The organism is Pseudomonas sp. JE3303, assembly GCF_056312565.1.
Genome location: NZ_JBWGIF010000007.1, coordinates 22042 through 36071, shown reverse-complemented (window position 1 = coordinate 36071; position 14030 = coordinate 22042). Strand labels below are relative to the sequence as shown.

The following is a 14030-nucleotide window of genomic DNA, read 5'->3' as shown; positions in this document are numbered from 1 at the left end:
TCGCTAGGCCAGCACCCCGTAACCTACCCGCGGCACGCCCTGGAGCTGTTTCTCCACCAACGCTTTGAGAGATTCGCCTGTCTCCAGGTAGGCATCGCCAAAGTCATGCCCTCCCAGGGCGCTTGGATGAGCGACCACTTCCAGCACGCCTTGGGTGGGAGCAAGGCCGGCGCGCAGGTCGGCAGGGGTGCAGACGTGGTCGGCGGTGGCGCCGCTCAGCTTGCGCAGGCGCCGGTTGAGCAGGGTCTTGAACACACGCTTGAGCGGACCGAGGTTGTGCCCGACGTTGCGCGCCAGGCGCACCGGCACGCCCTTGCCAGCGGCAAAACGGGCCACGACTTCGCCGATCGGCCAGATGTTGTGCACATGCTGGTGCGAATCCAGATGGCTGGGCACGAGTCCGTTATCCAGGCATTGCTGCCACTGTGCTTGCAACTCCTGCTCCACTGCCTGGCGCTCGCGCCGGGTCAGGCGCAGGGTGCTGCGCTTGATGCCCAGGGCAAATTCGCCATTGGCCGCGCAGAACCGCGGCTCGCCGAGGATTGCCTGGCTCAGTGGGCGGCCATAGGTGAGATTGAAATGAAGCCCGATCCGGCCCCGCAGCGCCGGCTGCTGGGCCAGCACGCAGGCACCGGGGAAGGCGGGCATGTTGGCCATGGCCGTCGCCGAACTGATCAGGCCTGCCTGGAAGGCGTGCAGGATCACGGCATTGGTGTGGGCATTGAGGCCGAAATCGTCAGCGTTGACTATGACCTGAGATGGCATCCGGACGTTCCTGTGCAGGGAGTGAAGGGGTGGCTTCTGGGGCGCTCTCGCGGCGCTTGTGCAGATGGGGCTTGAGCCAGCGCCAGCAGCGCAGGGCGAGCCCGAGGGCCACGCCGTCGGGGCGCCAGCTGTAGTAGCTCAGGCGCGACTGCTCGAGGTGCTCGGTCATCCTTTCGTGCAACTGGTGGCTGGAGTTCTCGAGACTCACCCGCGAAGCATCGATCCAGCGCCAGCCCTCGTCGAGCCCCCAGTGAATCCACTCTTCGAGCAGTACGCGGCCGCTGCCCAGGTCCGCATGCTTGGGCTCGAAGGCCAGGTTGTAGTCGTAGACCCGGCCGCGCTCGACCAGGCCCAGGCGGTAGCTGATGCAGCGCCCCTCCAGTTCCAGCAGCACGAAGTACAACGAGCCTTCGGCAGCCAGTGCCGTGAAGGCCTGGTACATCCATTGCACGCGCTGCTCGCCCGAAAAGATGCCGACGTCGTCATCGCCTTTCCAGCTCGCGGCCTCGACGGCGCTCACCGCGTCGAGCAGCGAGCGGACGTTGTCCGGCGTGGCCTGCACCCGACGGATCAGCGCGCCGCAGTTGGCGATGCGCTTGCGCGCGCGGCGCAGCTTGTAGCGGGGGTCGCCGCTGACCTCCTGGCGGTCATGGTCACTGATGCGATGCACCGGCACCTTGCAGGTCAGGCGCTGTTCATGGGTAGAGCTCTGGTGGGCCCAGGTCGCCAGCCAGCCGCCCGCGTCGCACTCTTGCTGAGATACCTCGTTCAATTGCAGCACGGCGTGCGGCAGCTGCTTGCGGATGGCGTGCAGGACCAGGTCGGCATCGGTGTCGGGCAGGTCGATGAGCAGCGCGATGCGGTCGCTCAGCGGATAGCCCAGGTGGCGCACTACCGGCAGGCGCAAGGGCCCGAACGCTTCACGCTGGCGCACCAGCGGCAGGCACAGGCAAAGCCGGCCCTGCTCTCGACCCAGCAGCACTTGCAGGCGTTGCCCCGGCAGCAGTGCTTCTTCGGCGGCGCGCAGCCAGCCGAGATGGTTGAAGGGGGTACTGCCGGCCACGCGGCGGCGCAGTTGTTCGTACTCGGTGGCCGGGAAGTTATCGGCCAGGAGAGAGTCACACCAGGTAAGTTTCAGACTCATGGCTCAGGACACCGTGGCAGTGGATACTTGGGGTTCGGGTTTACGCAAGGCTTCCAGCCGCGACTCGCTGTAGCGCGTTTCGCGGAAAAACTTCCATCGACCAAAAAGGCAATAAACATTCATGATTCGTCCTTGCTCCTTGTAGCCAGTGCGCACGTGCAGCTTGAGCGCCGGGATGTTTTCGTTCTCGCAGACATCAACCACTTTCACGCAGCCCTGTGGCCTCATCAGCTTCCACAGCTCAAGCTGCATGTCTATTGCCAGGGTCGTGCCCCAGTACCGGCGAGCGACTTCCCCTCCAAACTCAAAGAACTCGCCGGCTCCGACGGGGAACCAGCAGCCGTAGTAGTGATGGTCGTGGTAATGGCGGGTGCTGCCCCATATGAACGCAACCACATCATTTGACTCATCGAGCAGCATCACTCCTGTGTAGCCCTCAGCGGCCAGGTCGCGCATGGTCTCGACCTTGCTCGGGAAGTGCCGGGCGAAGGCCTTGACGTTGTTGACCGTGATCTTTTCGACGCGTACTGGCGGCGCCGGTTTGAGCGTGTTGGGTGCGACGGGGGTGATCAGATCACGTTCCAGCCACAATAGTTCCAAATGGTAGAACACAAATCGCTTGTAGCCAGCTTTCAGTGTGCTGCGCAATCCTTTGCGTTTGATCCGGTCCTGAACTTTGGCCAAAAAACTCATGGTGCCTCCTGTTTTTGGCAGGTCGTGGTGCGTCTCATGACGCGCTCCAGGTCAGGGCAAAGAGTGTTTGCCCCGGCAGTTGAAAACGGATTTTTCCTTTCTCGCAGGCAAAATCGCCGCGCCGGGGCTGGTTGTCAGGTCCGAACAATTCAAGCTGACCGCTGGGGCAGCCATCCAGGGCCAGGTTCACTTGCTGCACACGCTCTGCCTTGTTGACGCCCAGCAGGCTTCGCTGGGCGCCACGGGCCATGGCCAGGGCGTCGACTTCGAAGGCGTCGTTGTCCAGGGCCAGCACCTGGTCCAGCCAGTGGCGCTGGATGAACTGCTGGGCCAGGCCTACCGGCTTGAGCTCGAAGCGGTCGGTGCCCTGCATGCGGATCATGCCCTTCGGCCATTCGGGCTCGTCGGCCACGTGGAACCAGTTGAGCATGTCCAGCAGGCCGTCGCTGGAAGCGTTGATGACCACCGAGGTCCACCAGAGCCCGGCGTAGTGGGTGTTCTGGTCGTAGGGGCTCAGGCTCGAGCCGCTGGACATGTTGGTCTGGTCGAGCAGCAGCGCCTTGCGTGGGCGGCCCTGGGCATCCAGGCCAACCAGTTGCGCCGCCTGGCGCACGCTGTCGCGGTAGCTGCGCGTGGCGAGCAGGTCGCGGACCATCCATTCATGCCAGGCGAGGGCGTCGATCTGCCCGTCATGCTCCTTGAGCAGACGCTTTGCCCAGTCGATCCCCCGGCGTGTTTCGCTGTCCTCCTTGAAGGGGCCGTTGACCAGGCGCGAAGAGGCGGGCATGGCGATGCGCACTCCGGCCTCACGGGCGCCGGGATAGGCCTGTACGCGGGCCGTCATGGCCTTGAAGAAATCACGGTAGGTGGCGTAGTCGGGGTAGTTGAGGTTGGGCTCGTCGGCGAACGCCAGGTAATGCACCGCCTTGCCTTGCAGCGCAGCGGTGGCGGCGAGCCAGGCGTCCAGGCCGGCGTGGGTGGTCTTGTCATCGGCCAGGTCCGCGCGCCGGCCGGTGCCGGCCAGCAGCGTGATGTCCTGGCGGATGGCGAAATGGTCCTGATAGAGGCGGCGCCAGGCGTCTTCGTAGTGTGGTTTGCGCTGCATCACGTCCATCAGGCTGTAGAAACCGGCCGCTTTCGGTGCCAGGGCTTCCAGTGCAGCGAAGCTGGACGGCGGGGGCAGCACGTAGGGCAGCGCCACGCCAAGGTCAGGGGTGCGCCCCAGCACCTGGGTACCGGGCTTGAGCATTACCTGGCCTGCGGCGCTGGGAAGCGGGGCAAGCTGGTCGGCGCGCAGGGCGAACAGGTTGGCGGTGCCATCGAGCCAGAAAGCGGCCTTGCCGCGGCCTTGGAGGCTCAGGCGCCAGGTCTCGTCACGGGTGCTCGGCGGCAGCGCCAGTTGATCGTACTGCCAGTAGCCGCGGTAGGGCTTGAGTGAGAGCTGCACCTGCTGGCCGTCGCTCAGGCGCTCGGCTTGCAGGCCACGCACGCCGCCGTGATGCTTGCCGGCCAGGATCGCCTGCTCACCGGCAGCGACGTGGAAATACAGTTCTGTACGCGGCCCGACTTCAGCACTGAAGTGCACCTTGGCCGGGGCAAACAGAGAGCGGGTGCTGTCGCTGTGATTGATGCGATAACGGCGAAAACTGTATCCCGCAATCTCCAGGCGGTAGGGGCTGGTGCTGGCGGCCAACGGCCACTGCTGCTCGCCGCGGGTCTCGCTGGGGGCGATGGGCCGGTCGGCTTGCAGGCGGCCCCGGCCGTCGAGCAGGTAGAGGTGCTCGGCGTTGGCCTGCGCCTGCCAGGCCGGCAGCCACTGGATGCGCAGGTTGTCCTGCTTGCCAGGCACCAGGTACAGGCTGCCGTCGCGGATGTCACCCCATTCCAGATTGGCGGCCTGGACCGCAGGGACCAAGGGCGTGAGCAGTGCGGCTATCAATAGCAAGCGTTTCATGCTGGCCTCCGTTGCAGCATCTGGCGCAGCGGGGCGAAGTCGCTGGGCAGGATGATCAGGGTGTGCAGCAGCGGTACGCCGCTCAGCCGGCAGTACAGCACCAGCATGGCGATGGTCACCGCCAGGTACGCGACCGACGAGGACGCTGCGGCGCCGACGATGCCCCACTGGGGAATCAGCACGATATTGAGCGCCAGGCTCAACAGCGCCGCTCCGCCCATCATCAGCGACACGGTGCCGGGACGGTTCTTGCCGAGCAGGTCCAGGCGCAGGATGCTCGCGTAGCACAGCCCCAGCAGGCCGGGCAGCAGGGCCAGCAAGGCCACATAGGCGGGCTGGTACTCGGCACCGAACAGGGTGACGATCAGCCATTCGCCGATCAGCGCCATGCTCAGGCAGGCGCCGAGCATCACCGTCGCGGTCAGGCGCAGGGCCAGCGGGGTGATCTTGTCCATGCCGGCATCCTGTTGCAGCAGCCGCTTCATCAGGGGCGTGGTCACCGCCTCGGGCACGATCAGCAGCAGTTCGGCGGCAGCGCTGGCCATGGCGTAATGGCCCAGCGCGGTACTGCCCAGCATGGCGCCGATGAACAGGTAGTCCGAGCGCAGGATCAGTTGCTGGAACAGCAGGTCGGGATGACTCTTGGCGCTGTAGGTCAGCAGTTCGCGCTGGCCGCTGCGGTCCCAGCAGAGGCCGATCGAATGCTGGCGGCCCAGCCACCAGAGCCCCAGCGTCACTACCAGGGCGATGCCCGCCAGCCAGCTGATCAGCGCGGCCTCGAGTGCCTCGTCGCGCCACATCCAGTACAACCCGAGAAACAGCAGCAGCGGCGCCAGCGACTCGGCCAGGCGCAAGGCATTGAAGGCCCCGACGCCGCCACTGGCGTTGTGCAGTGTCAGCAGGCCGCTCTTGAGCACGGTCATCGGCACGGCCAGTAGCAGCAGCCAGGCCAGCAGGCCCAGTTGCAGGGTGATCTCCAGCTGGGCACCGAACTCGCGCACCATGAAGACACAGACCAGGGTCAACACCGCCGCCAGCGCACAGCCGTAGACCAGCACCTGGGTCAGCAGCAGGCCCATCGAACGCTGCTTGGCGGCCTGAAAGCCCACTGCGGTATTGAGGCCGCCGCTGGTCGCGGCGCTGATCAGGTCGGGGAGGGTACTCAGCAGCGCGAACAAGCCGCGTTCGCTGGGACCGAGGATGCGCGCCAGCAGCACGTTGCGCAGCAGGCGCAGAGCGATCATCGCAAGCTTGGTCCCCATGCTCAGCACCAGGTGGCGCCTGTAACTGCTGCTCATGCGCGGCCTCCACGGCTGATGCGCCAGGCCAGCAGCGAGGGGCGGCTGGCGTTGCGCTGGCTCACCCCGATCCGCGGCAAGGCCAGGGGGTCGTCCTGGCCCTGGCAGATCCCGGCACGGGTGCTCAGGGCGTAGGGATAGCGATGCGCGGCCAGGCGCGCGCGCACCCGGTCGTCATGATCGCCGTTGGGATAGCAGTACACCGGCAACGGCTGGCGGCAGCCCTGCTCGAGGGCCTGGTGGCTGCGCCGCAGTTCGTCGTCCAGGCGCTGGTCATCCAGGCCCGGCAGCAGGGCATGGCTGGCGCCGTGGGGGCCGAAGCTGATCAGGCCGGAGTCTTCCAGCTCGCGCACCTGGTGCCAGTCCAGGGCCTGCGGCAGCGATTCCGCCGGGCACGTGTCGGTGAGCATGTGCAGGGCCTGCGGGCTGAGTGTCTTGAGACTTTGCAGATAGTGCGCCAGCGCAAGGCTGCAATCGGCTGGCTGGCTGTTCATGAAATAAGCCGCAGGCAACGGCCGGCCGATCTTGCGCAACTGCTCGATGAGGTGATGCCGCGCGCCTTCGCCGTGTGTGCCCCACAAGGTCTCGCCCAGGCTCTCCCACCAGAACCGCTGGCGGCTGCCGATGAAGTCGGTGGACAGAAAGATGCTCGCCGGCACCTTGTGACGCTGCAGCAGCGGAAAGGCATTCACGGCATTGTCGCGCCAACCGTCGTCGAACGTCAGTGCGACCTTGGGCCGGCCGCTGCCCCGCGGTTTCTCGTGGGCGTCGAGCAGGTCCATGAGGCTGACGCAGTCAAAATGCTTCGGCAGCCAGCGCAGCAGTCCCTCGAAAGCCTTCGGGCCGATGCACAGCTCGTTGCGATGGGGCAGGGCCGCGCTGGCGTCGTCGGCCAGTACCCGGTGCAGCATCAGGATGACCCCGGCCCCGCGCAGTTGCGACCGCCCCTTCGGGGACATGAAGTACAACCAACCGCTGGCCTGCTTGATACGTGTCTTGATCGGCATATCCATCGCTCATCGGTTCTGGTCAGGGTTCCACTGTCTGTAGCTGTGCCCGCGCAAGAACTGCCACAGGCCGACGCTCATGCCGGCCAGGGTGACCAGGATGAACGCCGCCAGGCGAAACGGCCTGGGCAGGCGGTGCCGGGCATCGAGCAGGCCGACGATGGCCACGCTGTAGCCGAGCAGCTGCGCGGCCAGGGTCAGCTGGTAGAAACCGGGTTGGCCAGCCAGCCAGACGTTGGCCAGCAGCAGGGGAAGCAGCAGCACGGGGGCCAGTCGGCGAATCAGCTTGTGGCTGATCAAGGCGATGGCGTAGAGCCCATGGTCCAGCGGGTTGAGCAGCTCACGGCGGGCGGCCAGGCTCAGCAGGCCGCCGACGGTGACGCGCTGGCGGCGGCGGAACTGCTTGTCGGCCTCGTCCACCCCCTGGTCGAGCACCACGGCTTCCGGCACATAGACGATGCGTTGGCCGGCGGCCGGAGCGCAGGTGCTGATATAGAAGTCGTCGTTGACCTGCGCCGGAATCGGCTGGAACAACGAGCGGCGCAGGGACAGCAGCGCGCCGTCGGCCGAGACCATGCAGCCGGTGCGGTTCTCCACCTTGCGCAGCCAGGCTTCATAGTGGCGGTACAGGCTGTCGCCCAGGCTCAGGCCCTTGCCTGGGTTGGGAATGATCATGTGGCCGGCGGTGCCGCCTACGGTGGGGTCGCCCAGGGGGGCCAGGAGCAGGCCCAGGGTATTGCCCGCCCATTGGTTGTCGGCGTCGGTGAACACCAGGATGTCGCCGCGGCAATAGTTGACAGCCGTGTTGAGCGCGCCGGCCTTTCCCAGCCGCGGCAGGTCGAGCACCAGCACGCGCTTGTCGCCAAGGCTGCGGGCCAAGGCCACGGTACGGTCGCTGGAACCGTCGCTGGCCACCACGACCTGGAGGCTGGCGGCCGCGTAGTCCTGATTGAGCACGCTGAGCAGTTTCTGCTCGATATGGCGCTCTTCGTTGTGCGCGGCGATCACTACGCTGACCGTCTGCGGCACCAGCGGCGCTGTAGTGCGGCGAGCGAAGAACGGAGCGGCCAGGGTCAGCAGCACGGGGTAGCCAACCCAGGCATACAGGGGCAACAACAGGCACGACCAGAAGATGTACTCAGCCACGGGCGGGCCTCCTTGCGGTTCGGTTGAACAGGCTGAGCAGCAGCGCCGCGCCTGCCAGGTGCAGGCGCAGCCAATGCAGCATCCAGAGTTGCAGGATGAACAACGGATCACGGTGCTTCAGACTTTGCCGCAGGCCCAACCCGAGGGCCGGCAGGGCGCCGACCAGCAGCGCGACCAGCGCCCCGCGGCCATTACCGCCGGTGAGCAGCGACAGGGCCACCAGGTCGAACAGCCAGATCGCCAGCGACAACAGCGGGAAACGCAACAGGCGCAGGCTCAACCCGTTGCTGCGCAGCAGTTGCAGATGGCTGCCCTGGCGCCACAGCTCCTTGCCCAGCCACTCCCCCCAGCTGGCCTCGAAGCCCCAGTGCAGCACCACCGGCTTGCGCAGCACGCAAAGCCGGGCGCCTGCCTGGCTCAGGCGCAAGGTAAAGTCCTTGTCCTCGCCGGTGCGCAGGCGTTCATCAAAGCCGTCGACGCGATCGAACCAGGTGCGCAGCATCAGCAGGTTGGGGGTCGGCAGCCAGTTGCTGTGCTGCACATGGCGGCCTGCGCGCAAGGTGCGGCGCTGCCAGGCGTAGGCGAACCAGGGCGCCTGGCGCGGAGTGTCGCAGTCCAGCGCGAACACATCGCCCTGGCCTTCGCCGTGCAGCACCAGCAGGCGACTCAGCCACTCCTGCGGTACCTCGATGTCAGCGTCCAGGAACGCCAGCCACTCGCCTTTGCTGGCGCGTGCGCCCTGGTTGCGCAGGGCGCCGATGGCCAGGCCCGGCAGGCGCAGCACGCGCGCACCGAAGTCCCGGGCGATACCCGGACCCTCGTCGCTGGAGCCGTTGTCGACCACCACCAGCTCGCAGTCCAGGCCCGCGACTTCCGCGGCCAGGCGCGCGGCCTTCAAGGTGCGGCCGATGTGCCGCGCCTCGTTGAACATCGGAATGACGATGCTGACCAGGCTCATGCCTTCACCCCCTGCTCTCGGGCTTCGGCGGCCTGGCGCCAGACCACGCTGGACAAGGCCAGCATCAGCCACAGGTACTTGTGGGTTGGCGCGCTGAGGAACATCAGGAACAGCCCGATCGCCAGCATGCTCATGGTCAGGTGGGTCATCATGTCGGCCTGGTCGTGGTTGCCGGCGTCGAGCCAGGCCCCCCGGGCCTTCCAGAAATTGCGCAGGGCCAGGGCGATCATGCCGACGAACAGCAGCCCGGCAGGCAGGCCGGTTTCGCTGAAGATCTCCAGGTAGGTGTTGTGTGCCCGGCGATAGAGGTCGGTGGGCTTGCTGTTGACCGGCGAGAACGCCTTGGAGAAACCGGTCTGCGCGTAGTGCAGCGGGAAGGTGCCCGGGCCGGTGCCCAGCAGCGGACTGTCGCTGATCATCTCCTTGCCGACCACCAGGTAGGAGGCGCGGCGGCCCAGGGATTCATCCTTGTGGGCGTTGACACCCGACTTGAGCAGCACCAGCGACTGGATACGCTCCACATAGCCTGCCGGCATCATCGCCGCGCCCAGCGGCAAGACGATGGCCAGGCCGAGCATGGCGAAGCCCAGGTGCCGGGGGCGTATCCGGGTGAGCTGTTCACGGTAGTTGTAGAGCACGATGCCAAGACTGATCAGCAGCACCACCAGCCCCGAGCGCGACTCGGTCTTGGTCATGCCGGCCAGCAGCAGCATGCAGCAGGCGGCCCAGAACAGCTTGACCGGGATCTGCCGGCTCTTGATCGCCAGCCACAGGCCCAGCGGGGTCGCGATGGTGATCAGCATCGCAAAGGAGTTGGGGTCGAGCATGGCCGAAGCGCGGCCCTGCTCCTGGTATTTGGTGGAGAAGATCGCGAACAGGCAGGTCACGCAGGCACTGACGGTCACGACCCGGGCGAGCATGGGCAGGTTGAGGTCGCGGCCGATCAGCAGGGTGAGCACGAATACGACCAGGCCGACGATGAACTCACGCAGGTGCCCGATCGACAGCAATTGGCTGTCGGTGGTCCACAGGCTCAGCAGGTACAGCGCCATGAACGGCACCAGCAGACGCCAGTGGGTACTTTGCAGGCGTTCGCCCGGCAGTTGCCGGACTGCCAGCTGCAACGCAAGGATCAGCGCCAGGCCCACCCCGATCAGCTTGGCCCCTGACAGCAGACCGTCCTTGAGCAGTCCTTCGAGCGGGACCAGGGCAGCGATCGCCAGCAGGCCCCAGGCGGGGCGGCGGTACAGCACCAGCGCACCGGCCAGTCCCAGCACCGCACCGGGGGCCAGGAAAGGATAGGGGCTGGCGAGCAGGCCCAGGCCAAGCACTGCGACCAGGCCGAGCAAAGACAGTGGAATGATCATGCGACAAGCTCCTTGGCTGCGCCCCGGTAGACCTGGGCCCAGCGCTGTGCCAGGGTCGGCAGGTGATAACGTTCCTGTTGCGTGCGGCGTGCGCGGGCCACCAGCTCCGCGGCCTGGGCAGGGTCATCGAGCAGGGCCAGCAGGTGCTGGCCCAGTTCGTCGACCGCCAGCGGCGGGGCCAGCAGGCCGCTCTGGCCGTGCTCGATCACATCCGGGATCCCGCCAACGCCGAAGGCCACTACCGGCACGCCGTCCTGCATGGCTTCAAGCAGGATCATCGGCGTGCCTTCGGTGCGCGAGCTGATCACCAGGGCATCCAGGCGCACCATCCAGCTGCGCATGTCACGCTGGAAGCCCGGCAAGGTGATCCGCTCGGTCAGCCCCGCGGCATCGATACGCGCCTGCAAGGCGGCGCGCTCGGGGCCTTCGCCCAGCATCACGGCACGCACCTTGGGGCGCTGCTGACACAGCGGAATCAGCGCGTCGAGAAACAGGTCCGGGCCTTTCTCGCTGCTCAGTCGGCCGACATACCCTGCCAGCCAGCGACCGCCGTTGGGCACCCGCTGGGGCAGGGCCTTGGCGTGGGGCAGGCCATTGGGGATGACCTGCAGCTTGTCGGCCTCGACCCCGGCTTCGCGATGCAGCCGCGCGATGCTCTCGGCCACGCAGACCACCCGGGCCACCGTGGGCGTGCGGCACAGTTGCAGGCTCAGCCACGTATAGAAGCGCTGCTTGGTGCTGCGCGGCGTGAAACCGTGCTGGGTGATCACCAGTGGCAAGCGCCACAGGCTTGCGCCCAGCCAGCCGAACAGCAGGCCCTTGAAGTTGTGCGTGTTGATCAGCGGGCGCAGGTCGCGCTGCTGCCGCAATTGCGCCAGCAGCTGACTGAGGCCCCGGCAGGTCTGGCACTGGATACCTGCCTCGCGAAAGCGCGCCACCAGATCCGCTGGAGCATCGAGGAACAGCACCCGATGCTCGCCCGGTGTCGCCAGGCAGTGGTCCAGCAACATGCGCTCGGCGCCATAGAAGCCGCCACTGCTGAGCAGGTGCACGATCGCCTGGCGACGGGCAGGGACGGCGGCGTTCAATTGCGCACCCAGTGCACCAGGCGTGGCAGGGTCCAGGTGCGGTGCGGGTTAGGCAGCGCTGGAGTCTGGTCGTTGATCACCAGCAGCACGGGCAGGCCAAGCTGGTGGGTGATCTGGGCAGGATGCTTGAAGCGGCGGTCGAAGAACTCCTTCACGTAGACCAGGGCGATCGACAGCAGCAGGCCGGTCAGCAAGCCGAACGGGATGATCAGGCCAGGTTTGGGGAAGGACGCGGCAGCGGGCTCGTACGGTGCGCTCAGAATCCGCGCGTTGGACTGGCTGCCATCGAACAGGCCTTGGCCACGGCTTTCTTCATAACGCTGGGCGTAGGTGGAGAAGGCTTTGTGCAGGGCTTCGATCTCGGTATCGAGCTGGCGGGTCTTGCTCTGGGTTTCGCGCAGCTGATGGATGCGGTCCTTGTACTCGGCGATGCGGTCGGTTTTCTGCGCAATGATCTGCTGGGTCACCGACAGGTCCTGCTGACGCTCGCGGATGCGGTTGTCGACGAGCTTCAGGAACTGCCCACGCAGGCGGCTGATCTGCTCACGGGCCAGCATCATCGGCTCCGAGCTTGGCTGGAACACGGTCATGTCGGCGGTGTAGCGGGCGATCTGGGCGGTCAGCTGTTCACCGACTTGCTTGATCTCGCGGTCCTCGAAGGCAACGTTGTCGACAGTGGTGGTGAAGGTGTAGGGGAAGCTGTAGTCAGCTGCCCGCGCCTTGGTGGCCGTACCCAGGTTGCTCTTGAGGTAGTCGAGCCATTGCTGGTTCTGCAGCTGGCGGTCACGCGACAGGTTCAGCGCCTGCTCTTCGGTGTTGATGGCGTTGAGGCGGAAGGTGATCTCCTCGCGCGGTTCGGACGAGCCGATGCCTTGCAGCAACGCCATGCGTTGGCCTTCAAGGTCGCCCAGGCGGGCCTGGTAGTGCAGTTTCTTCTGCTCGTAGAAGGCTTCGGGCAGCTCGTTGGACTGCAGGTCCTGGCGGTTCTTCAGGAAGTTGTCCAGCAACCTGCCCAGGAACAGCGTGCCCAGCTTGGAGTCCTCTGCGCTGTAGATCAGCGAGATGACGTTGGAGCCTGGCAGGGTTTCAACGTGCAGGTCCTTGATCGCCTGGTCGGTAAGGCCGTCGAGCTCGGTGTCGCGGGATTCGGCTACTTCAGTGCCGAACAGGCGCTTGACCGGGTCGACCACCGATTCGTTGAGCGGCGTGAACACGGTGCGTTGCAGCAGGCCAGGCTCTTCCTGGAAGTGGCCTTCCTTGCGCAGCTGGCTGAAGGTTTCGCGGATCAGTGCCGGCGAGCGCAGGATATTGCTCTCGGTTTCCATGTCCGCCAGTGATGGCGGGATGAACTGGTCGGCTTCCTGGGTCAGCGCCGAGCTGGCGTCGCTCTGCGAGAGTTTCTTCGACTGAACAATCACTTCAGCGGTGATGTCGAAACTTTGCTTGAGCGCCAACGGCAGCAGCAGGGCGATCACCGCAAAGAACAAGAACACACGTTTGACCAACTGCTTGTTGGCGAAGAAGATCCGGAAGAACTCATGCACATAGTTCTCTTTTGGCTGCGTAGTCATGGACCTTGTCCCTTAGTTGTCTTCGTCTTTGTTGTCGACGCGGTAGCTGAAGCTGAAGCCGAAGCCCTGGAACAGCACGACGTCTGCCAGTTGCCGCGACAGCTCGCCAGCGCTTGCCAAGGTAGTCTTGGGCACGTACAGCATGTCTTCAGGCTGCAGGTAGGCGATCTTCTTGTTGTCGCCGGCCAGCGCCTTGTCGACGTCGTAGTTCACGGCCTGCACGGTGTTGCCGTTGCGGCGCATGATCACCACCGAGCCGAGCTTGGCCTTGAGGGTCGGGCCACGGGCCAGGGTCAGCGCTTCGAGCACCGAGACCGGGCGACGGATCTGGAACGCACCGGGCGATCCGACCTCACCGAGCACATAGATCTCGTTGGCCGCGGTGGACTTGAGCAGCACGTCCACGGTCATCCGGCCTGGCAGGTCGGCGTAGCGCTGGTTGAGATGGTCACGCAGCTGGTTGACGGTCATGCCCTGCAGCGCGACCGAGCCGATCTCCGGGAAGGTCGCGCGCCCGTCGGTGCCCACGGTGATGTCGCGGCTCATGCCGGTGCCGGGGTGGGTCAGGGCGTTGCGCAGGTTCATGTCGCTGCTCATGGGGCTGAGCACCCGCAAGGTCACCTGGTCACGGTTGTTCTGGAAGATTCGCTTGTTGCGGTACTCCTCGCGAATCGCCGTTTCAGCTTCGGAAGGTGTCTTGCCCTCGACCCGAACGCTGGAGTTGGTGCTCGGCAGGGTGATGGTGCCGTCAGGCTGCACGATCTGGCTGCCGTTCAGGCCGCTGGCGGCCATGAAGTTCAGGTCGATGTTGTCACCGGACTGGATGCGGTACACACCGCCGCTCGCCGTGGTGTTGGGGAAGTGGAAGATCACTTCGAGCACGTCCTGCGGGCGCAGTACCTGCTCGCGCTGGGTCACTTCGGTAGCTTGGGCATCGGCGGCCGGCGCGGTCAGAATCTGCACCGGCATTTCGCGTGTCTCTTGGCTGGCGCATCCGGCCAGGCCCAGCAGGCACAGGGCAATCGTTGGATATTTCATG

At 65.8% G+C, this 14030-nt stretch carries 12 protein-coding genes; all 12 read right to left on the bottom strand.

All coding sequences use genetic code 11. The annotated features are described in order from the left end of the window. Positions 1 to 3: 3 nt before the first annotated feature. Genes AC0ZZU_RS11545 through AC0ZZU_RS11490 form a run of 12 tightly spaced genes read right to left on the bottom strand, consistent with a single transcriptional unit; the run spans position 4 to position 14029 of the window. Positions 4 to 765 carry a carbohydrate deacetylase gene (locus AC0ZZU_RS11545; protein ID WP_476340778.1) on the bottom strand — a complete coding sequence of 254 codons (762 nt, stop codon included), beginning with the start codon at positions 763 to 765 and terminating at the stop codon, positions 4 to 6. Then, entirely contained in the window at positions 737 to 1909 is a 1173-nt protein-coding gene (locus AC0ZZU_RS11540; protein WP_476340777.1) for a GNAT family N-acetyltransferase, read from the bottom strand. The genes AC0ZZU_RS11545 and AC0ZZU_RS11540 overlap by 29 nt, the downstream gene beginning before the upstream one ends. 3 nt (positions 1910 to 1912) lie before the next feature. Further along, a complete protein-coding gene (locus AC0ZZU_RS11535) occupies positions 1913 to 2602 on the bottom strand; it encodes an N-acetyltransferase (RefSeq protein ID WP_476340776.1) in 690 nt (229 codons plus the stop codon). 34 nt (positions 2603 to 2636) lie between these two features. Beyond that, a complete protein-coding gene (locus AC0ZZU_RS11530; RefSeq protein WP_476340774.1) occupies positions 2637 to 4556 on the bottom strand; it encodes a hypothetical protein in 1920 nt (639 codons plus the stop codon). Then, on the bottom strand, positions 4553 to 5854 hold the full coding sequence (locus AC0ZZU_RS11525) for an oligosaccharide flippase family protein (RefSeq protein WP_476340773.1): 1302 nt from the start codon (positions 5852 to 5854) through the stop codon (positions 4553 to 4555). Before AC0ZZU_RS11525 ends, AC0ZZU_RS11530 begins: the two co-directional genes overlap by 4 nt. After that, positions 5851 to 6861, bottom strand: coding sequence for a polysaccharide deacetylase family protein (locus AC0ZZU_RS11520; RefSeq protein WP_476340772.1), 1011 nt, complete (start codon positions 6859 to 6861; stop codon positions 5851 to 5853). The genes AC0ZZU_RS11525 and AC0ZZU_RS11520 overlap by 4 nt, the downstream gene beginning before the upstream one ends. A 9-nt stretch (positions 6862 to 6870) precedes the next feature. Further along, the gene (locus AC0ZZU_RS11515) at positions 6871 to 8007 is read right to left on the bottom strand and encodes a glycosyltransferase (protein ID WP_476340771.1); all 1137 of its coding nucleotides are present in this window, start codon (positions 8005 to 8007) and stop codon (positions 6871 to 6873) included. Next, the gene (locus tag AC0ZZU_RS11510) at positions 8000 to 8965 is read right to left on the bottom strand and encodes a glycosyltransferase family 2 protein (protein ID WP_476340770.1); all 966 of its coding nucleotides are present in this window, start codon (positions 8963 to 8965) and stop codon (positions 8000 to 8002) included. Before AC0ZZU_RS11510 ends, AC0ZZU_RS11515 begins: the two co-directional genes overlap by 8 nt. Next, positions 8962 to 10332: an O-antigen ligase family protein gene (locus AC0ZZU_RS11505; RefSeq protein ID WP_476340769.1), complete on the bottom strand. Its 1371-nt coding sequence runs from the start codon at positions 10330 to 10332 to the stop codon at positions 8962 to 8964. Before AC0ZZU_RS11505 ends, AC0ZZU_RS11510 begins: the two co-directional genes overlap by 4 nt. Next, the gene (locus AC0ZZU_RS11500; RefSeq protein WP_257604510.1) at positions 10329 to 11420 is read right to left on the bottom strand and encodes a glycosyltransferase family 4 protein; all 1092 of its coding nucleotides are present in this window, start codon (positions 11418 to 11420) and stop codon (positions 10329 to 10331) included. Before AC0ZZU_RS11500 ends, AC0ZZU_RS11505 begins: the two co-directional genes overlap by 4 nt. Then, a complete protein-coding gene (locus AC0ZZU_RS11495; protein ID WP_476340767.1) occupies positions 11417 to 12991 on the bottom strand; it encodes a GumC family protein in 1575 nt (524 codons plus the stop codon). Before AC0ZZU_RS11495 ends, AC0ZZU_RS11500 begins: the two co-directional genes overlap by 4 nt. 12 nt (positions 12992 to 13003) lie before the next feature. Further along, complete coding sequence (locus tag AC0ZZU_RS11490; protein WP_476340766.1) at positions 13004 to 14029, bottom strand: polysaccharide biosynthesis/export family protein; 1026 nt, start codon at positions 14027 to 14029, stop codon at positions 13004 to 13006. Between the last annotated feature and the right edge of the window lies 1 nt (position 14030).